This is a genomic window from Kitasatospora sp. NPDC004272 (assembly GCF_053603035.1).
This window is the reverse complement of the sequence record NZ_JBSGET010000097.1, coordinates 1-18938: the sequence shown is the minus strand read 5'-3', so window position 1 is coordinate 18938 and position 18938 is coordinate 1. Positions and strand designations below refer to the sequence as shown.

At 72.8% G+C, this 18938-nt stretch carries 17 protein-coding genes; 1 reads left to right on the top strand and 16 read right to left on the bottom strand.

The features are described 5' to 3' along the window. Positions 1–293 precede the first annotated feature (293 nt). The 16 genes from ACWEO5_RS26335 to hisI form a co-directional block, all read right to left on the bottom strand. The gene (locus ACWEO5_RS26335; RefSeq protein WP_344551831.1) at positions 294–1754 is read right to left on the bottom strand and encodes a glutamate synthase subunit beta; all 1461 of its coding nucleotides are present in this window, start codon (positions 1752–1754) and stop codon (positions 294–296) included. Next, positions 1747–6327, bottom strand: coding sequence for a glutamate synthase large subunit (gltB, locus tag ACWEO5_RS26330; protein ID WP_452164724.1), 4581 nt, complete (start codon positions 6325–6327; stop codon positions 1747–1749). Before gltB ends, ACWEO5_RS26335 begins: the two co-directional genes overlap by 8 nt. 465 nt (positions 6328–6792) lie before the next feature. After that, positions 6793–7533: a VIT1/CCC1 transporter family protein gene (locus ACWEO5_RS26325; protein ID WP_344551830.1), complete on the bottom strand. Its 741-nt coding sequence runs from the start codon at positions 7531–7533 to the stop codon at positions 6793–6795. Between the two features lie 187 nt (positions 7534–7720). Next, positions 7721–8692, bottom strand: coding sequence for a prolipoprotein diacylglyceryl transferase (lgt, locus tag ACWEO5_RS26320; RefSeq protein WP_452164714.1), 972 nt, complete (start codon positions 8690–8692; stop codon positions 7721–7723). Between the two features lie 79 nt (positions 8693–8771). Then, a complete protein-coding gene (locus ACWEO5_RS26315) occupies positions 8772–9629 on the bottom strand; it encodes a DsbA family protein (protein WP_452164713.1) in 858 nt (285 codons plus the stop codon). A 52-nt stretch (positions 9630–9681) separates the two neighbouring features. Next, positions 9682–10194 carry a MauE/DoxX family redox-associated membrane protein gene (locus tag ACWEO5_RS26310; protein WP_452164712.1) on the bottom strand — a complete coding sequence of 171 codons (513 nt, stop codon included), beginning with the start codon at positions 10192–10194 and terminating at the stop codon, positions 9682–9684. Positions 10195–10323: 129 nt separating this feature from the next. Beyond that, complete coding sequence (locus ACWEO5_RS26305; protein ID WP_452164711.1) at positions 10324–10494, bottom strand: hypothetical protein; 171 nt, start codon at positions 10492–10494, stop codon at positions 10324–10326. Between the two features lie 237 nt (positions 10495–10731). Next, positions 10732–11541 carry a tryptophan synthase subunit alpha gene (trpA, locus tag ACWEO5_RS26300; RefSeq protein WP_452164710.1) on the bottom strand — a complete coding sequence of 270 codons (810 nt, stop codon included), beginning with the start codon at positions 11539–11541 and terminating at the stop codon, positions 10732–10734. A gap of 1 nt (position 11542) precedes the next feature. After that, positions 11543–12775, bottom strand: coding sequence for a tryptophan synthase subunit beta (gene trpB, locus ACWEO5_RS26295; protein WP_452164723.1), 1233 nt, complete (start codon positions 12773–12775; stop codon positions 11543–11545). 52 nt (positions 12776–12827) lie between these two features. After that, positions 12828–12977: a tryptophan biosynthesis modulator TrpM gene (gene trpM / locus ACWEO5_RS26290; protein WP_198544994.1), complete on the bottom strand. Its 150-nt coding sequence runs from the start codon at positions 12975–12977 to the stop codon at positions 12828–12830. A 9-nt stretch (positions 12978–12986) separates the two neighbouring features. Then, positions 12987–13799: an indole-3-glycerol phosphate synthase TrpC gene (trpC, locus tag ACWEO5_RS26285; RefSeq protein WP_344551824.1), complete on the bottom strand. Its 813-nt coding sequence runs from the start codon at positions 13797–13799 to the stop codon at positions 12987–12989. A gap of 153 nt (positions 13800–13952) precedes the next feature. Next, the gene (locus ACWEO5_RS26280; protein WP_452164709.1) at positions 13953–14420 is read right to left on the bottom strand and encodes a DUF2752 domain-containing protein; all 468 of its coding nucleotides are present in this window, start codon (positions 14418–14420) and stop codon (positions 13953–13955) included. A gap of 157 nt (positions 14421–14577) precedes the next feature. Then, positions 14578–14826, bottom strand: a complete 249-nt coding sequence (locus tag ACWEO5_RS26275; RefSeq protein WP_344551822.1) for an HGxxPAAW family protein — start codon at positions 14824–14826, stop codon at positions 14578–14580. A 313-nt stretch (positions 14827–15139) separates the two neighbouring features. Continuing rightward, a complete protein-coding gene (locus ACWEO5_RS26270; RefSeq protein ID WP_452164708.1) occupies positions 15140–15682 on the bottom strand; it encodes a TIGR02234 family membrane protein in 543 nt (180 codons plus the stop codon). Between the two features lie 436 nt (positions 15683–16118). Further along, positions 16119–17624 (bottom strand): anthranilate synthase component I, encoded by a 1506-nt coding sequence (locus tag ACWEO5_RS26265; protein ID WP_344558973.1) that lies wholly within the window; start codon positions 17622–17624, stop codon positions 16119–16121. A 42-nt stretch (positions 17625–17666) separates the two neighbouring features. Then, positions 17667–18041: a phosphoribosyl-AMP cyclohydrolase gene (gene hisI / locus ACWEO5_RS26260; RefSeq protein WP_344558971.1), complete on the bottom strand. Its 375-nt coding sequence runs from the start codon at positions 18039–18041 to the stop codon at positions 17667–17669. Between the two features lie 325 nt (positions 18042–18366). Between hisI and ACWEO5_RS26255 the strand changes: the two genes are divergently transcribed. After that, on the top strand, positions 18367–18938 hold a 572-nt coding region (locus ACWEO5_RS26255), incomplete at its 3' end, for a hypothetical protein (protein WP_452164707.1).

Below are 18938 nucleotides of genomic sequence, written 5' to 3'. Positions count from 1 at the left end.
AGGCCCGGTCTGCTCACGGTGCACTGCCGGAGCGCGCATCTGCTTCCGGTTCCGTTCACCACACGCAGCAGCACGAACCCCCGATGGGCTCCGGCCACCAGCAGCACGGACTCGCCGTTCCCCGAGCCCCCGTCGGTGCTCTCCCCCGGAGAACAGACAACGACGCCTGCCCTTACCTGGTCGGGGAGTGGGCAGGCGTCGTGATGACCGGGTCCCGGCGGCTCTGGCGGGTCGGTGTTTGTCGGCCTTGCCCCCCTCGCGGGGGGCGTGGGCGTTCTCGGGGCGGTGGTCGGTCAGACCACCAGCGAGCGGTCGGTCGGCTTGATCGGGGCGGGGAGCGGGGTCTTGCCGCCCAGGTAGGCGTCGACCGCCGAGGCGGCCGAACGGCCTTCCGCGATCGCCCAGACGATCAGCGACTGGCCGCGACCGGCGTCACCGCAAACGTACACCCCGTCGACGTTGGTGCCGAACTTGCCGTCCCGGCCGACGTTGCCGCGGGCGTCGAGGTCGACGCCGAGCTGCTCGACGAGGCCGTTCTTGACGTCGGTGCCGGTGAAGCCCATCGCGAGGGTGACCAGCTGGGCCGGGATGACCTTCTCGCTGCCGGGCACGGGCTCGAACTTGCCGTTCTTGAACTCGACCTCGACCAGGTGCAGTTCCTGGACGTTGCCGTCCTCGTCGCCGGCGAAGTGGGTGGTCGAGACGGAGTAGATCCGCTCGCCGCCCTCCTCGTGGGCCGAGGTGACCTTGTAGGTCATCGGCATGGTCGGCCAGGGCTGGTTGGCCGGGCGGTCCTCGGACGGCCGCGGCATGATCTCCAGCTGGGTGACCGAGAGGGCGCCCTGGCGGTGCGCGGTGCCGACGCAGTCCGCGCCGGTGTCGCCGCCGCCGATGACGACCACGTGCTTGCCCTTGGCCGAGATCGGGGAGTCGACGTAGTCGCCCTCCTGGACCTTGTTGGCCAGCGGCAGGTACTCCATCGCCTGGTGGACGCCGTTCAGCTCCCGGCCCGGGACGGGCAGGTCGCGGGCGGTGGTGGCGCCGGCCGCGATGACGACGGCGTCGAAGCGCGAGCGCAGGTCCTGGCCGCTGATGTCGACGCCGGCCTCGACGCCGGTGCGGAAGCGGGTGCCCTCCGCGCGCATCTGCTCGATGCGGCGGTTGATGTGGCGCTTCTCCATCTTGAACTCGGGGATGCCGTAGCGCAGCAGGCCGCCGATGCGGTCGGCGCGCTCGTACACCACCACGGTGTGGCCGGCCCGGGTGAGCTGCTGGGCGGCGGCCAGGCCGGCCGGGCCGGAGCCGATCACGGCGACGGTCTTGCCGGACAGGCGCTCGGGCACCTGCGGGGTGACCCCGCCGCGGTCCCAGGCCTTGTCGATGATGGTGACCTCGACGTTCTTGATGGTCACCGCGTCCTGGTTGATGCCCAGGACGCACGCCGACTCGCACGGAGCCGGGCACAGGCGGCCGGTGAACTCCGGGAAGTTGTTGGTTGCGTGCAGCCGCTCGATCGCGCCGGTCCAGTCGTCCCGGTAGGCGAGGTCGTTCCACTCGGGGATCAGGTTCCCGAGCGGGCAGCCGTTGTGGCAGAACGGGATGCCGCAGTCCATGCAGCGGCCGGCCTGCTTGGTGATGATCGGAAGGAGGCTGCGCTCGACGTAGACCTCGTTCCAGTCACGGAGCCGGACGTCCACCGGACGGCGCTCCGCCAGCTGCTTGGGCGTGGTCAGGAAGCCCTTGGGGTCAGCCATTTGCCGCCTCCATCATCTTGCGAGTGGTCTCCACCTCGGAGAGGCCATCGCGCTCAGCGGCGTCCTTGGCGGCGAGCACAGCCTTGTAGTCGGTGGGCATGATCTTGGAGAAGCGGGAGACCCCGCTGCCCCAGTCGGCCAGGAGCTCGGCGGCGACGGTGGAGCCGGTCTCCTCGTAGTGCTGCTGGACGGTGTCGCGCAGCCATTCCCGGTCGGCGGCGCTGGGGGCCTCGATGCCCACCATGCCGCTGTTGACGTTGGCCGGACGCAGGTCGAGCACGTAGGCGATGCCGCCGGACATGCCCGCCGCCAGGTTGCGGCCGGTCTCGCCGAGGATGACCACCCGGCCGCCGGTCATGTACTCCAGGCCGTGGTCGCCCACGCCCTCGACCACCAGGGTAGCGCCGGAGTTGCGGACCGCGAAGCGCTCGCCGGCCTTGCCGCGCAGGTGGATGCGGCCGGCGGTGGCGCCGTAGCCGATGGTGTTGCCGGCGATGACGTGGTTCTGCGCGTCGGCGCCGATCGCGGCGGCGTCCCGGGCGGGACGGACCACGAGCACGCCGCCGGACAGGCCCTTGCCGACGTAGTCGTTGGCGTCGCCCTCCAGGCGCAGCGTCACGCCCTTGGGGACGAAGGCGCCGAAGGACTGGCCGGCCGAGCCGGTGAAGGTGACGTCGATGGTGCCCTCGGGCAGGCCCTCGCCGCGGTACTTCTTGGTGACCCGGTGGCCGAGCATGGTGCCGACGGTGCGGTTGACGTTGCGGATCGGCAGCTGGATCCGGACGGCCTCGCCGCGCTCCAGGGCGTCCTCGGCCAGCTCGATGAGCTGGTTGTCGAGCGCCTTGTCGAGCGCGTGGTCCTGGCCCGTGGTGTTGTGCAGGGCCGCGCCCTCGGGCAGCGCCGGGACGTGGAACAGCGGGGCCAGGTCGAGCCCGGCGGCCTTCCAGTGGTCGATGGCGGCCTGGGCGTTGATGTGCTCGGCGTGGCCGACGGCCTCCTCGATCGAGCGGAAGCCGAGCTCGGCGAGGATCTCGCGGACCTCCTCGGCGATGAACTCGAAGAAGTTGACCACGAACTCGGGCTTGCCGGAGAACCGGTCGCGCAGCACCGGGTTCTGGGTGGCGACGCCGACCGGGCAGGTGTCCAGGTGGCAGACCCGCATCATGATGCAGCCGGAGACCACCAGCGGGGCGGTCGCGAAGCCGAACTCCTCGGCGCCCAGCAGGGCGGCGATGACGACGTCGCGGCCGGTCTTGAGCTGGCCGTCGGTCTGCACGACGATGCGGTCGCGCAGGCCGTTGAGCAGCAGGGTCTGCTGGGTCTCGGCGAGGCCGAGCTCCCAGGGGCCGCCCGCGTGCTTGAGCGAGGTGAGCGGGGAGGCGCCGGTGCCGCCGTCGTGGCCGGAGATCAGCACCACGTCCGCGTGCGCCTTGGACACGCCGGCCGCGACCGTGCCGACGCCGACCTCGGAGACCAGCTTCACGTGGACGCGGGCGTCGGGGTTGGCGTTCTTGAGGTCGTGGATCAGCTGAGCCAGGTCCTCGATGGAGTAGATGTCGTGGTGCGGCGGCGGGGAGATCAGGCCGACGCCCGGGGTCGAGTGCCGGGTCCTGGCCACCCACGGGTAGACCTTGTGGCCGGGCAGCTGGCCGCCCTCGCCGGGCTTGGCGCCCTGGGCCATCTTGATCTGGATGTCGTCGGCGTTGACCAGGTACTCGGAGGTGACGCCGAACCGGCCGGAGGCGACCTGCTTGATCGCCGAGCGGCGGGCCGGGTCGTACAGGCGCTCCGGGTCCTCGCCGCCCTCGCCGGTGTTGGACTTGCCGCCGAGCTGGTTCATCGCGATCGCGAGGGTCTCGTGCGCCTCCATCGAGATGGAGCCGTAGGACATCGCGCCGGTGGAGAACCGCTTGACGATCTCGGAGACCGGCTCGACCTCGTCGACGGAGATCGGGGCCCGGCCGAGGCCGTCCAGCTGGAACAGGCCGCGCAGCGTCATCAGGCGCTCGGACTGGGCGTTGACCCGGTCCGTGTACTGCTTGAAGACGTCGTAGCGCTTGGTGCGGGTCGAGTGCTGGAGGCGGAAGACCGTCTCCGGGTCGAACAGGTGCGGCTCGCCCTCGCGGCGCCACTGGTACTCGCCGCCGATCTCCAGCGCGCGGTGCGCGGCGGAGATGCCGGAGGCCGGGTACGCCTTGGCGTGGCGGGCGGCGGTCTCCTTGGCGATCTCGTCCAGGCCGATGCCGCCGAGCTTGGTGGTGGTGCCCGCGAAGTAGGCGTCCACCAGCTCCTGGGCGAGGCCGATGGCCTCGAAGACCTGCGCGCCGCGGTAGGAGGCGACGGTGGAGATGCCCATCTTGGACATCACCTTCAGGACGCCCTTGCCGAGCGCGTAGATCAGGTTCCGGATCGCCTTCTCGGGCTCGATGCCCTGGACGAAGACGCCCTGCTGGACGAGGTCCTCGACGGACTCCATCGCCAGGTACGGGTTGACCGCGCCGGCGCCGTAGCCGACCAGCAGCGCGACGTGGTGCACCTCGCGGACGTCGCCGGCCTCGACCAGCAGCGACACCTGGGTGCGCTGCTTGGTGCGGATCAGGTGGTGGTGGATCGCCGAGGTGAGCAGCAGCGACGGGATCGGCGCGTGCTCGGCGTCCGAGTGCCGGTCGGAGAGGACGACGATGCGGGCGCCGTCGGCGATCGCGGCGTCGGCCTCGGCGGCGATCTCGGCGAGCCGGGCCGCCAGGCCCTGGCCGCCGGCCGCGACCTTGTACAGGCCGGACAGGGTGACGGCCTTCAGGCCGGACTGGTCGCCGTCCGCGTTGATGTGGACCAGCTTGGCCAGCTCGTCGTTGTCGATCACCGGGAAGGTGATGCCGACCGAGCGGCAGTGCGCCGGGCTGGCGTCCAGCAGGTTGCCCTCGGGGCCGAGGTTGCTGTGCAGCGAGGTGACCAGCTCTTCGCGGATCGCGTCCAGCGGCGGGTTGGTGACCTGGGCGAACAGCTGGGTGAAGTAGTCGAACAGCAGGCGCGGCTTCTCGCTGAGCGCGGCGATCGGCGAGTCGGTGCCCATCGAGCCGAGCGCCTCGCCGCCGGTCTTGGCCATCGGCGCGAGGATGACCCGCAGCTCCTCCTCGGTGTACCCGAAGGTCTGCTGGCGGCGGGTGACGGAGGCGTGGGTGTGGGCGATGTGCTCGCGCTCGGGGAGCTTGGCGAGCTGGATCTGCCCGGCGGCGACCCACTCCTCGTAGGGGTGCTCGGCGGCGAGGGCGGCCTTGATCTCCTCGTCCTCGACGATGCGGTGCTCGGCGGTGTCGATCAGGAACATCCGGCCGGGCTGCAGGCGGCCCTTCTTGGTGACCTTCTCCTGGTCGATGTCGAGCACGCCGACCTCGGAGGAGAGCACGACCAGGCCGTCCTCGGTGATCCAGTACCGGGCCGGGCGCAGGCCGTTGCGGTCCAGGACCGCGCCGATCTGGGTGCCGTCGGTGAAGGTGACGCAGGCCGGGCCGTCCCAGGGCTCCATCAGGTTGGAGTGGTACTGGTAGAACGCGCGGCGGGCCGGGTCCATGGTGGCGTGGTTCTCCCACGCCTCCGGGATCATCATCAGCACCGAGTGCGGCAGCGAGCGGCCGCCGAGGTGGAGCAGCTCCAGGACCTCGTCGAAGGACGCCGAGTCGGAGTGGTCCGGGGTGCAGATCGGGAAGATCCGGTCCAGGTCGCCGGGGATCAGGTCGGTGGCGAGCTGGGACTCCCGGGCGGTCATCCAGTTCCGGTTGCCCTTGACCGTGTTGATCTCGCCGTTGTGCGCGACGAAGCGGTACGGGTGGGCGAGCGGCCAGCTCGGGAAGGTGTTGGTGGAGAAGCGGGAGTGCACCAGGCCGATCGCGGAGGCGTAGAGCCGGTCCGACAGGTCGGGGAAGAAGGGCTCCAGCTGGCCGGTGGTCAGCATGCCCTTGTAGACCAGGGTGCGGGCGGAGAGCGAGGGGAAGTACACCCCGGCCTCGCGCTCGGCGCGCTTGCGCAGCACGAAGGAGAGCCGGTCCAGCGCGATGCCGGTGCGCTCGCCGTGCGTGACGAAGAGCTGGCGGAAGCGCGGCATGACGGAGCGGGCGGTGGCGCCCAGCAGGTCGGGGGTGACCGGGACGTCGCGCCAGCCGAGGACGGTCAGGCCCTCCTCGGCCGCGATGACCTCGATCCGGGTGGCCGCGGCGGCGGCCTCCTCGTCGCTGTCCGGGAGGAAGGCGATGCCGACCGCGTAGGAGCCGACGGCCGGCAGCTCGAAGTCGGTGTTGGCGCGCAGGAACGCGTCCGGGATCTGGGTCAGGATGCCCGCGCCGTCACCGGAGTCCGGCTCGGCGCCGGTGGCGCCGCGGTGCTCCAGGTTGCGCAGGACGGTCAGCGCCTGCTCGACGATCTTGTGGTCGGCGATGCCGGTCAGCGTGGCCACGAAGCCGACACCGCACGCGTCGTGCTCGTTGCGCGGGTCGTAGAGACCCTGGGCCTGGGGACGCGCGTCCGGAACGAGGGCGTAGGGGCCGGCGGCCTTGGCGTCCTCGTGGCCGGAGTGCATGGATGCAGACAGCATCGGCTCTCCCGTCGTCGTAAACAGTTGCTTCATGCAAAGGGACGACGTTGGCCCTGATGCGATTTGTCGGTGCAGGTTACATGATGCCGCTCGCCCCGGGAAGTGGATTCCTGCGTCCACATCGCGGACTGAACCCCAGGTCAGCGGGCGGATCGAGGGTAGGCGCAGCGTCGCGCGTTCCCTCCAGTGTGCCCTGGGCCGAACAGCGCGAAACAGGGGCGAAACGCCCCCGGCACACCTGTCACAGGAGTCCCACCTGGGATTCTTCGAAGTCGACGCCGCCCCCGCTTTTGATTCCGGGGGTCGACAGCCGTGTGTCGAGACTAGGGCAAGGCGCAGGCTCAGGCCCATGTGCGGAACATCACGCGTTCCATGGCATAACTATACAGAGGTCTGGATTTTCGTACAAGACTGTTCGGGTGGCGACCGGTCGGCGGTCGAGTCCGCAGGTCAGCCGACCGCCCCGCCGATCAGCCGGCCCAGCAGGTAGGTGACGCCCGCGGCGGCGCCGCCCAGCACCAGCTGCCGCAGGCCGGAGAACCACCAGCTGCGGGCCGTCACCCGGGCCACCACCGCGCCGCAGCCGAACAGGCCGAGCACCGCCAGCAGCGCGGCCGGCCACAGCGTGGTCGCGCCCAGCAGGTAGGGCAGCACCGGCAGCAGCGCGCCGAGCGCGAAGCAGCCGAACGAGGAGAGCGCGGCCACCAGCGGCGAGGGCAGGTCCTCCGGGTCGACGCCCAGCTCCTCGCGGGCGTGCACGGCCAGCGTGGTGTCCGGGTCGGCGGACAGCTGCCGGGCCACCTCGTGGGCCAGCTCCGGGTCGACGCCGCGGGCCACGTACAGCTGGGCCAGCTCGGCCAGCTCGCCCTGCGGGTTGCGGCGCAGCTCGATCCGCTCGGCCTCCAGCTCGGCCTCCACCAGCTCGCGCTGGGAGGCCACCGAGGTGTACTCGCCGGCCGCCATCGAGAACGCGCCCGCCGCCAGGCCGGCCAGGCCGGTCAGCACCACGGTGCTCGGCGCGGCGGCGCCGCCGACCACGCCGGTCATCAGCGCGAAGTTCGACACCAGGCCGTCCATCGCGCCGAACACGGCCGGGCGCAGCCAGCCGCCGTTGACGTCCCGGTGGTGGTCGGCGTCGGGTATCCGGGGCTGCGGGCCGTCGGTCTGCGGTTCGGCGGTGATGGTGCTCATGCGGGCGGCTCCCCTTCCGGGCACGGCGGAACCCCCCTGGCCGTGCTCCGGCCGGGCTTGCCGGTGCCCCCCGAACGTACCCGTTTTGACCTGCCGCTTTCCAGCAAAGTAAGCCTGCCCAAAGGCAGTTGGGGCCGCCTCCGCCGGTCTCGGCGGTGGCGGCCCCGACGGGGTCGAGCGGCTGCGCTCAGGAGGAGGTGCCGGACTTCCCGGACTTCCCGGGCTTCCCGGCGTCCTCCGCCGCGGCGCCGGTGGCCTCCGCGGCCGGCGCGCCGTCCTGCGGCTGCTCCGCCTCGGCGACCGCGGCCGCCGCCGCGGCGCGCTCCTCGGTGGCCTGCGGGTCGATCGCGTCCGGGTCCTCGCGGCCCGGGCGGAGCTTGGCGGAGAGCACGAAGGCGGCGATCGCGCCGAGGAAGACCAGGATCGCGGTCCAGTCGTTCAGGCGCAGGCCGAAGAAGCGGTGCGCCTCGTCGATCCGCAGCCACTCGGTCCAGAACCGGCCGAAGGTGTAGGCCGCCACGTACAGCCAGAAGGCCCGGCCGTGGCCGAGGGTGAAGCGCCGGTCGGCCCAGATCACCAGGACCGCGACCAGCACGCACCAGATCGACTCGTACAGGAAGGTCGGGTGGTAGACGCCCTGGACGACGGTGCCGTCGGCCAGCGTCTTGTCGATCTTCAGGCCCCAGGGCAGGGTGGTCGGCCGGCCGTACAGCTCCTGGTTGAACCAGTTCCCCCAGCGGCCGCAGGCCTGGGCGAGCACGATGCCGGGGGCGATCGCGTCGGCGTAGGCGGGCAGCGGGACGCCGCGGCGGCGGGCGCCGATCCAAGCGCCGACCGCGCCGAGGGCGATGGCGCCCCAGATGCCGAGGCCGCCCTCCCAGATCTTCAGCGCGTCGACCGGGTGCTTGCCCTCGCCGAAGTACAGCTGGTTGTCGGTGATGACGTGGTAGAGCCGACCGCCGACCAGGCCGAACGGCACCGCCCAGACCGCGATGTCGCCGACCGTGTGGCGGCCGCCGCCGCGGGCGACCCACCGCTTGCTGCCGAGCCACACGGCCACGACGACACCGATGATGATGCAAAAGGCGTAGGCGCGCAGCGGGATGGGCCCCAGGTTGAGGACGCCCCGCGACGGGCTCGGAATGTATGCGAGATCCATGGCACTGTCGACGCTACCGTGTCCCACCGGCCCCACCCGCACCGGAGCGGGTCACGGTAGCGTCACGCGACCGACCGGGTCAGGGCGAGGGCGGGTTGTTGGACTCGCCGGCGGTCGAGGTCGGCGCCGGGCTCTGCCCGTTCGAGCCGGCGGTGCCGAGTTCCTTGCCCTGGTTGGCCGCGTCCACCCACTTCACCAGGTTCTCCGGGCTGATCTGCTCGTCGCCCTTCTTCGGGTAGACCGCCTCGCCGTTCAGCAGCACCGTCGGGGTCGACTTGAAGCTGGACTTGTCGAAGTCCTGCTGCACCGCGGAGACCCAGCCGCCGAACTTGTTGTCGTTGACGCAGGACTGGAACTCCGGGGTGTCCAGGCCGGGGACCTGCTTGGCCAGGTCGATCAGGGTCTGCTTGCTGCCGAAGGAGTCCTCGGTCTCCTCCGGCTGGTTGCGGTACAGCACGTCGTGGTAGTCGCGGAAGTGCCCCGCGTCCTGCGCGCAACCCAGCGCGTTGGCACCGTACTTGGAGCCGCTGCCGCCCAGCGAGCGGTCGATGAACGAGACGATGTGGTAGCGGACGACGATCTTGCCGGCGTCCTCCAACTGGTCGATGGTCGGCGAGAAGCTCCGCTCGAAGCTGCCGCAGGCCGGGCAGCGCGGGTCCTCGTAGACCGTCAGCGTGGACGGGGCGTTGGCGGCGCCGACCGGGATCACCAGGTTCTTGTCGCCGATGGTGCCCGCCGGGGCGGCGGTGGGGGTCTCCGGCTTGGAGCGCTGGTTCTGCACCACCACGCCGACCACCACGGCGGCCGCGATCACCGCGACCACCACGCCGCCGACCGCCAGCTTCCTGGTCCGCCGCGCCTTGGCGTCCTCGGCGGCCCGGGCCTCCCGCATCTTGTCCCGGGCGTTGCGCTTGCCTTCTCGGTTCTTCTCGCTCATGGGGTGCTCTTGCCAGTCCAGTGGGTTGGGGTCGTCGGGGTCGGCGGACGGCTCAGGCGGCCAGCCAGGCGTCCAGCGAGAGCCTGGTCCGGGGCCGGTAGACCAGCCAAGCCGACAGCAGCAGGAACCCGGTGTCGCGCAGGATCTCCTGCAGGTACTTGGTCTGCGACTCGTCCACCGCGCCGCCGCCGCCGAAGCAGCCGCAGTCGATCGAGATGCCGCGCGCCCACGCGGAGGAGATGCCGGCGATGAACACCAGCAGCAGCACGGCCGAGACGGCCGCGACGATCCTGGTGCCGAGGCCGAGCACCAGCAGCAGGGCCAGCGCCAGTTCGAGGAACGGCAGCCCCCAGCCGACCGGTTTCACCAGCGACTCGGGCAGGATCTCGTACGCCCGCACCGCCTGCGCCGCCTCCGCCGGGTCGGAGACCTTCGCCAGGCCCGCCCAGCCCCACACCACCGCCAGGCCCAGTCGCACCGCCAGCCCGAACCACTCGGCCGCCGCGCCGTCCACCGCCCGGCGCAGTCCGCCCACCCGGCCCCGGTCAGCCTGCTGACTGGCCATCAGTTCCCCCTCGGACGCGCTCCACCGTTTCCTGCCTGATGAACCGTAGGGGATGCCGGACGGTTCCTCCACATTGGCGAATTAAGCCGTATGAGTGACATTAAACGGTCATACGTCCGATTTTCCGGATCATCGTCCCGGCGCGTCGCAGCCCGCCTCCGACTGCTGGCACAGCACCGCCCGCTCAGCCCCCCGGCGGGCCAACTCCCGTTCCACGCCGCCGCTCCCGGCCAGCGCGGCGGCCAGCGCCAGCCCGGCCGCCAGCGCCCGCAGCAGCACCGCCCGGTGAACCCGTGCCATCCGGATGCCCTTTCGCCGACGAACCACCGGAGGGTTCAACGGCCCCGGCCGGGACGGGAGTACCCGCCCCCACCGGTTTTTCACCCTCGCGGAGTAGGACGGCGACGCGGAGGGCCGCAACGCGAAGGGCCGCGACGCGAGGGGCCGCAACGCGAGGGACCGCAACGCGAAGGGCCGCCCGGGGAGCGGCGGTTGCTCCCCGGGCGGCCCTCGGCGGCGTGCGGTGCTACTGCGGTGCTACTTGCGGCGGACGCCCCGCGCCAGCTCGCCCGCGAGCGCGCGGACCGCGGCCGTGCCCTCCGCCGGCTCCGGGGCGTCCAGCAGCCGCTGGACGAACGCCGAGCCGACGATCACGCCGTCCGCGAAGGCCGCGACCTCGGCGGCCTGGTCGGCGTTGGAGACGCCCAGGCCGACGCAGACCGGCAGCTCGGTGGTGGCGCGGGTGCGGGCCACCAGGTCCTCGGCCAGGTTGCCGACGGCCGCCCGGGTGCCGGTCACGCCCATCACGGCCGCCGCGTACACGAAGCCGGAGCCGGCCGCGGTGACCTCGGCCAGCCGGTGGTCCCTGGAGGACGGGGCGACCACGAACACGGTGTCCAGACCGTGCTCGGCCGCCGCCTTGCGCCACTCCTCGGACTCCTCCACCGGCAGGTCCGGCAGGATGCAGCCCGCTCCCCCGGCCGCGGCCAGGTCGGCGGCGAACCGGGCGGTGCCGTAGCGGTCCACCGGGTTCCAGTACGTCATCACCAGGACCGGGACGGCCGGGTGGGCCGCCGCGACCTCGGCGACGGTGCGCAGCACGTCCTTGATCTTCACGCCGCCGCGCAGCGCGATGTCGTCGGCGGTCTGGATGACCGCGCCGTCCAGCACCGGGTCGGAGTGCGGCAGGCCGACCTCGACCGCGTCGCAGCCGCCCTCGATCAGGGCGTTGATCGCGGCGATGCCGCCGTCCACGGTCGGGAAGCCGGCCGGCAGGTAGCCGATCAGGGCCGCCCGGCCCTCGGCCTTCGCGGCCGCCAGGGCGGTGGTGAGCTTGGTGTCGGCCATGTCAGTTGGTCCCCTCGGCGTCGTAGAGGCCGAAGTACTCGGCAGCGGTGTGCATGTCCTTGTCGCCGCGGCCGGAGAGCGAGACCAGGATCGTCGCCTCCGGGCCGAGCTCGCGGCCGAGTTCGAGCGCGCCGGCCAGGGCGTGCGCGGACTCGATCGCCGGGATGATGCCCTCGGTGCGGGACAGCAGCCGCAGCGCCTCCATCGCCTGCGCGTCGGTCACCGGGCGGTACTCGGCCCGTCCGGTGTCCTTCAGCCAGGCGTGCTCCGGGCCGACGCCCGGGTAGTCCAGGCCGGCCGAGATCGAGTGCGACTCGATGGTCTGGCCGTCCTCGTCCTGCAGCACGTAGGTGCGCGAGCCGTGCAGCACGCCCGGGTCGCCCTTGGTCAGGGTGGCCGCGTGCTTGGGGGTCTCGGCGCCCTCGCCGGCCGCCTCGCAGCCGATCAGGCGGACGCCCGCGTCCGGGATGAACTCGTGGAAGATGCCCATCGCGTTGGAGCCGCCGCCGACGCAGGCCACCACCGCGTCCGGGAGCTTCCCGGTGCGGTCCAGCACCTGCTGGCGGGCCTCGACGCCGATCACCCGGTGGAAGTCGCGCACCATCATCGGGAACGGGTGCGGGCCGGCCACCGTGCCGAACAGGTAGTGGGTGGAGTCCACGTTGGCGACCCAGTCGCGGAACGCCTCGTTGATGGCGTCCTTCAGGGTGCGGCTGCCGGAGGTCACCGGGATCACCTCGGCGCCCAGCATCCGCATCCGGGCCACGTTCAGCGCCTGGCGCTGGGTGTCGACCTCGCCCATGTAGATGGTGCAGTCGAAGCCGAACAGCGCGCAGGCGGTGGCGGTGGCCACGCCGTGCTGGCCGGCGCCGGTCTCGGCGATGATCCGGGTCTTGCCCATCCGGCGGGTCAGCAGCGCCTGGCCCAGCACGTTGTTGATCTTGTGCGAGCCGGTGTGGTTGAGGTCCTCGCGCTTGAGCAGGACCCGCGCCCCGCCGGCCTCCGCGGAGAACCGGTGGACGTCGGTCAGCGGGCTCGGCCGGCCGGTGTAGTCCTTGAGCAGGACGTCCAGCTCGGCGGCGAACGCCGGGTCGTTCTTGGCCTTCTCGTACTCCTCGGCGACCTGCTCCACGGCGGCGACCAGCGCCTCCGGGATGAAGCGGCCGCCGTAGGCGCCGAAGTAACCGCGTGCGTCGGGCACCTGGGCGCCCGGAAGGTAGTGCTCGGACATGATCCGTCCTCGGATGAAGGATTGACGGCGTGGACGTGGAACGCGCGGCGGGTGGTCAGCCGCGGGTGCCGCGCCATCGGCGTCCGGGGACCTGTCCGGGCTCGCAGCCGATCACGTAGCGCACCCGCCGCCCCAGCGCCCGGCGCGCGGGCGCGCGGCAGCCGCGCGGGCGGCAGCCGGGGGCGAGACGGGTGGCGATCGACACGGCGGAGGCTCAGCCCCGCCCGTTGTTGCGCAGCGCCGGGTGGGCGCCGGCGGCGACCAGGTCGGCGACCGCGGCCTTCGGGTCCCGGCCGGTGACCAGGGACTCGCCGACCAGCACCGCGTCGGCGCCCTGGTTGGCGTAGGTGATCAGGTCGTGCGGCCCGCGCACGCCCGACTCGGCGACCTTGACGATGTGCGCCGGAATGGCGTCCGCCACGTTGCCGAAGGTGTTCCGGTCGACCTCAAGGGTCTTCAGGTTGCGGGCGTTGACGCCGATGATCCGCGCGCCGGCGTCCACCGCGCGGGCGATCTCCTCCTCGTCGTGCACCTCGACCAGCGGGGTCAGCCCGATCGACTCGGCCCGCTCGATCAGCGAGACCAGGGCCGGCTGCTCCAGCGCGGCGACGATCAGCAGCGCCAGGTCGGCCCCGTGCGCCCGGGCCTCCCACAGCTGGTAGGCGGTGACGATGAAGTCCTTGCGCAGGACCGGGGTGGGAACCGCCGCGCGCACCGCGTCCAGGTCGGCCAGCGAGCCGCCGAAGCGGCGCTGCTCGGTGAGCACGCTGATCGCGGCGGCGCCGCCCGCCGCGTAGTCGACCGCCAGCGCGGCCGGGTCGGCGATCGCCGCCAGCGCGCCCTTGGACGGGCTGGAGCGCTTGACCTCGCAGATCACCCGGACGCCGTCGCCGCGCAGCGCGGCCACGCCGTCCTTCGCCTCGGGCGCCTTGGCGGCGAGCTCCTTGAGCTCGTCCAGGGAGACCCGGGCCTGTCGCTCGGCGAGGTCCTGCCGGACCCCGTCGATGATCTCGTCGAGCACAGTCACGCGTGCGCCCCCATCGTGTTTCGGTGGTGAGGCCGGGGGCGTCGAGCGCAGCCCCGGCCCTTCGATGGTATCGGGCGCGGGGGGCGCACTCCGCATCCCCCCGGCGCGCGTCTCGAACGGCGGACCCCCCGGTGGACGCCTCGTGCGCCCCGCTCACACCCCCGGCGGGGCCAGCCCCGCACCGACCGGCAGGTTCCGCAGCACCGCGAACAGCAGCAGCACCACCACCAGCACCCCCGCCCGCCGGGCGGTCCAGCGCGGCCGCCACCCCGGCCGGCCGCGCACCGCCCGCACCACCCAGCCCGCCCACAGCACCGCCAGCCCGAGCGCCAGCAGCACCACCACCAGGTTGTCGTGCGCCGCCGCCAGCACGTCCCCCCTGGTCAGCGCGTGCACGCAGCGCAACCCGCCGCATCCCGGGCACCACCAGCCGGTCGCCCGCAGCACCGGACACACCGGGTAGTGCCCCGGCGCGTTCGGGTCCACCACCCCGACGAAGGCGGTGGGCAGTGCCACCGCGGCCAGCGCGGCCAGCGGCCGCAGCAGCCGCCCCGCTCTGGTGGCGGGACCGGACGCGGCGGAACCGGGGGCGGCGGAACCGGGGGCGGCAGGAGCGTTCACGGGGACGATTGTGCCCCCGCCGCACGGGTGCCCGCCCGCACCGAAACGCCGGACCGCCCTCCCCCGGGAAGCGCTGGAGCATCCGCCTCCGGGAACGCCGGACGGCGGGCCGCAGGGGCCCGCCGTCCGGTTCCGCTCGGTCCGCTCCGCGCCGGGGTCAGCCCGCGGCGACCGCGCTGCGCTCCTCGGTGGTGGCCGGGGCAAAGTTCTTGCTGGGCTGCTTGCCCATGCCCGCCATCGACATGGCCTTGCCGACCACGCCGCCGATCAGGACCACGGCGAGGCCCGCGATGACCAGCACGACGTTCGGAATGATCATCGCGACACCCGACACGCAGAAGCCGACGAAAGCAATGACCACGCCGGTCCACGCGGCGGGGGTGTGGCCGTGCGCTGCTGCAGCCATCTTGTTGGTGCTCCTTGTTTCTCCGGGTCCCGGTCGGGCGGTCCTGGGCGGCGCTCGACGGGTTGACCCCTCCATTGTGCCGGGCCGAACACGACAGCCCCAAGCCGGGGCGGACGTGGTGCCGCGCACACTCGACCGCCCGCCCGACAGCGGGCCGGAGCAGCGGACGCCGCCCCCGGACGACGCCCGGAGGAGAGAACGGAAGCCGAGGCCCGAACGACGCCGCCACGCCCGCGAAGCAACCCGCCGAAGGAGGGCCACCGGCCCGCGACACCACGGCCGGCCAACCGCTCGCCGGCCCCGGACGACGGCCTCAGCCGGTCGGGTCCTCGCCCCGGTCCAGCGCCTTCCACAGGTCGGACGGGCTGTCCGCGCGCACCGGGGCCTTCCGGGTCGGCGCCTCGTACCGCGAGCCCATGGCCGGCCAGCCGCTGCCGAACCGCGCCGTCAACGCCCCCGCCGCCACCAGCAGCACCCCGCCCACCAGCGCCACCCACGGCCAGGCGGTCCGGGTGATCTGCTCGGCCCGGCCACTGCTCAGCGCGAGCTGCCCCGCCGCGACGGCGTGCAGGCCCGCGGTGTCGGTGTACCCGATCACCGCCCCGGCGACCGCCCCCGCCCCCGCCAGCACCGTCAGCACGCCCACCAGCACCCGCGTCCGGCCGCGCACCGCGAACACCGCGACGGCCGCCGCCATCGCCACCAGCGCCATCCCGGTCGGCAGCGCGGTCAGCTTGCTCCCGCTCGCACTCACCGCGACCCGGCTGCCGCCCATCCCGAGCGCCACCCCCTCCGCCCAGGTCCGCCCCACCGCCGTCAGCACCAGCGCGGCACCGACCGCGGTCAGGAGCAGCATCAGGCCCAACGTGCCGCGGGACTTCGCGGCGGGGGAAGCACCGGCGGGGGAAGCAGACGTCTCACTCACCCCCCCAGTGTCCCCGACCTCACCCCCGCCCCGACCCCCACCCCTCCGGAGCCGCCCCGCACAACGACAGCAAGCCCCCCACCCCCGCCCGGCGCAGCCGAACCCCGGCCCGCTGCCCACCCACCGGCGCAACCGGGCCGGGCCCAACGGGCAGACACCCGCCCCTGCCCCGCGCAGCCGAAAACGCCCACCCCCACCGGCGCAACCGGGTCAGGCCCAACGGGCAAATACCCGTCCCCGCCCGGTGCAGCCGAAATCCCCCTCCCCACCCACCGGCGCAGCCGAACCCCGGCCCGCTGCCCACCCACCGGCGCAACCGGGCCGGGCCCAGCGGTGGGCGCACGGGTGGGTGGGCGGGCGCAGGGCCTCAGCGGAGCGTGTTCGCCGCGGCGACCGCCCTGAGCACCGCCGCCGCCTTGTTGCGGCACTCGGTGTCCTCCGCGTGCGGGTCGGAGTCGGCGACGACGCCCGCGCCCGCCTGGACGTACGCGGTCTCGTCGCGGATCACCGCCGTCCGGATGGCGATCGCCGTGTCGGAGTCGCCCGCGAAGTCCAGGTAGCCGACGCAGCCGCCGTACAGGCCGCGGCGGGTGGGTTCGAGCTCCTCGATGATCTGCATGGCGCGGGGCTTGGGCGCGCCGGAGAGGGTGCCGGCCGGGAAGCAGGCGGTGAGGACGTCGAGCGCGCTGCGGCCCTCGGCGACCTTGCCGGTGACGGTGGAGACGATGTGCATGACGTGGCTGTAGCGCTCGATGGTCATGAACTCCACCACCTCGACCGAGCCGGGCGCGCAGACCCGGCCGAGGTCGTTGCGGCCGAGGTCGACCAGCATCAGGTGCTCGGCCCGCTCCTTGGGGTCGGCGAGCAGTTCGGCGGCGAGCTCGGCGTCCTCGTGCGGGGTGGCGCCGCGGTGCCGGGTGCCGGCGATCGGGTGCAGCATGGCCTCGCCGCCGGCCACCTTGACCAGCGCCTCGGGGCTGGAGCCGACCACGTCGAAGCCGCCCTCCGGGCCGCCGTCCGGGCCGGGGAAGCGGAACAGGTACATGTACGGGCTGGGGTTGGTGGTGCGCAGCACCCGGTAGACGTCGAGCGCGGAGGCCGGGCAGGGCGCCTCGAAGCGCTGCGAGGGGACGACCTGGAACGCCTCGCCGGCCCGGATCCGCTCCTTCACCACCTCGACGGCCTTGCGGTACGGCTCGCCGCCGAACGGCGAGTGCGCGTCGACCGCGGTCGGGGTGTAGGTGGCCAGGCCGGGGTCGACGGGGCGGCGCAGGTCGGCCTCCATCGCGTCGAGGCGGGCGACGGCGTCCGCGTGCGCCTCGTCGACGCCGGTGGCCAGGTCGTTGTGGTTGACCGCGTTGGCGATCAGCAGCACGGTGCCGTCGGCGTGGTCGAGGACGGCCAGGTCGGTGGCGAGCAGCAGGGTCAGCTCGGGGAGCTTCAGGTCGTCCGGGGTGAGGTTCGGGAGCTTCTCCAGCCGGCGCACCACGTCGTAGCCGAGGTAGCCGACCAGGCCGCCGGTGAGCGGCGGGAGGCCGTCGTCGGGGTGCCGGGGGGTGTGCAGGGCGGCGAGGGTGGCGCGCAGCACCTCCAGCGGGTCGCCGGCGGTGGGGATGCCGACGGGGGGTTCGCCGAGCCAGCGGGCGCCGCCGTCCGGGCCGACGGTGAGGACCGCGCCGGAGCGCACGCCGACGAACGAGTAGCGGGCCCAACTGCGGCCCTGCTCGGCGGACTCCAGCAGGAAGGTGCCGGGCCGTTCGGCGGCGAGGCTGCGGTACACGCCGATCGGGGTGAGGCCGTCCGCCAGGAGCCGGCGGGTGACCGGGATGACCCGGGTGTCAGCGGCGAGCGTGCGGAAAGCCTCAAGTTCCATGGGACACCGATCGGATGAGAAGGGCGGACGGTCGGGGACAGGCTACTCGGCGAGCGGCAGCACGTCGGCGTCGAAGCAGGTCCGGTCGCCGGTGTGGCAGGCCGCGCCGACCTGGTCGACCTTGACCAGCAGGGTGTCGCCGTCGCAGTCCAGGGCGACCTGCTTGACGTGCTGGAAGTGGCCCGAGGTGTCGCCCTTCACCCAGTACTCGGCCCGGCTGCGGCTCCAGTAGGTGCAGCGGCCGGTGGTCAGGGTGCGGTGCAGCGCCTCGTCGTCCATCCAGCCGAGCATCAGCACCTCACCGGTGTCGTACTGCTGGGCGACGGCGGGCAGCAGGCCGTCCGGGGTGCGCTTGAGACGGGCGGCGATCGCCGGGTCCAGTGCGGTGCTGCCGGGGGCGGCGGGAGTGGTCGACATGCCCTCATTCTCGCAGGCCGCCGGAGGCGTCCGGGCCGTTGTCCGGAGGGCGGTCGAAAACGCCTCCCCCACCCGGTAGTTTGTTCCCCGCAGAAAACCGAACTGCACGGGGAATTGGGGGGTTTGTCGAATGAGCGCATATCAGCCGCAACCGCTTCCGGCGGTCGCGTACGGGGATTACCAGCTTCAGAGAACCGCAGGTCAGTACCTGTATCAGGGCGAGCCGATGATCGGCACGTGGGCGGCCCAATTGGACCGTCTACTGCCGCTCTGGTGGGACCGCGACACCGTTCGCGCGGTCGGTTTCGCCCCTCTCATTTGGACGATGAACTTCTTCAAATCGCTCTGGCGCGGCCTGTGGCTGTACTTCCTGCCGCGCTGGTTCGTCGACATCTTCGGACCGGACGCCTACGGGCGCCGCCCGTACGGCCTCTCGCTGACCCGGCGGGCCTACCGGGCGATCCGCCGCCCGCTGCACGGCGGCTCCTGGCACGGCCCCGAGGGCTCCACCGCCTGGCTGCTGTGGCGGGCCGTGCGCACCACCGCCGGCGAGAAGCTCAAGGCCGACCACGACCTGTTCACCATGATGGTCACCGACCGCCGGCTGCTGTTCCTCAGCCGCTGGACCAGCTACCAGTCCACCTCCGAGTACCGGACCACCCCGCTGATCGAACTGCCCGCCGGCAGCTGGTGGCTGCGCCCGGACACCCCGAACGACGTCTGGGCCAAGCGGCAGGACCTGCTGTTCGCGGACGGCTCGTGGATCGCGCTGGCCTTCGAGAGCGACGAGGACCTGGGCGCCTTCCGGACGGCGGCCGGCGGCCCCGCGGTTGACCCCGTCGGTGAGCATCATCTCGAAAGCCGTGGCCAGGCTCAGACCCGCCGTCCATCCCTGGT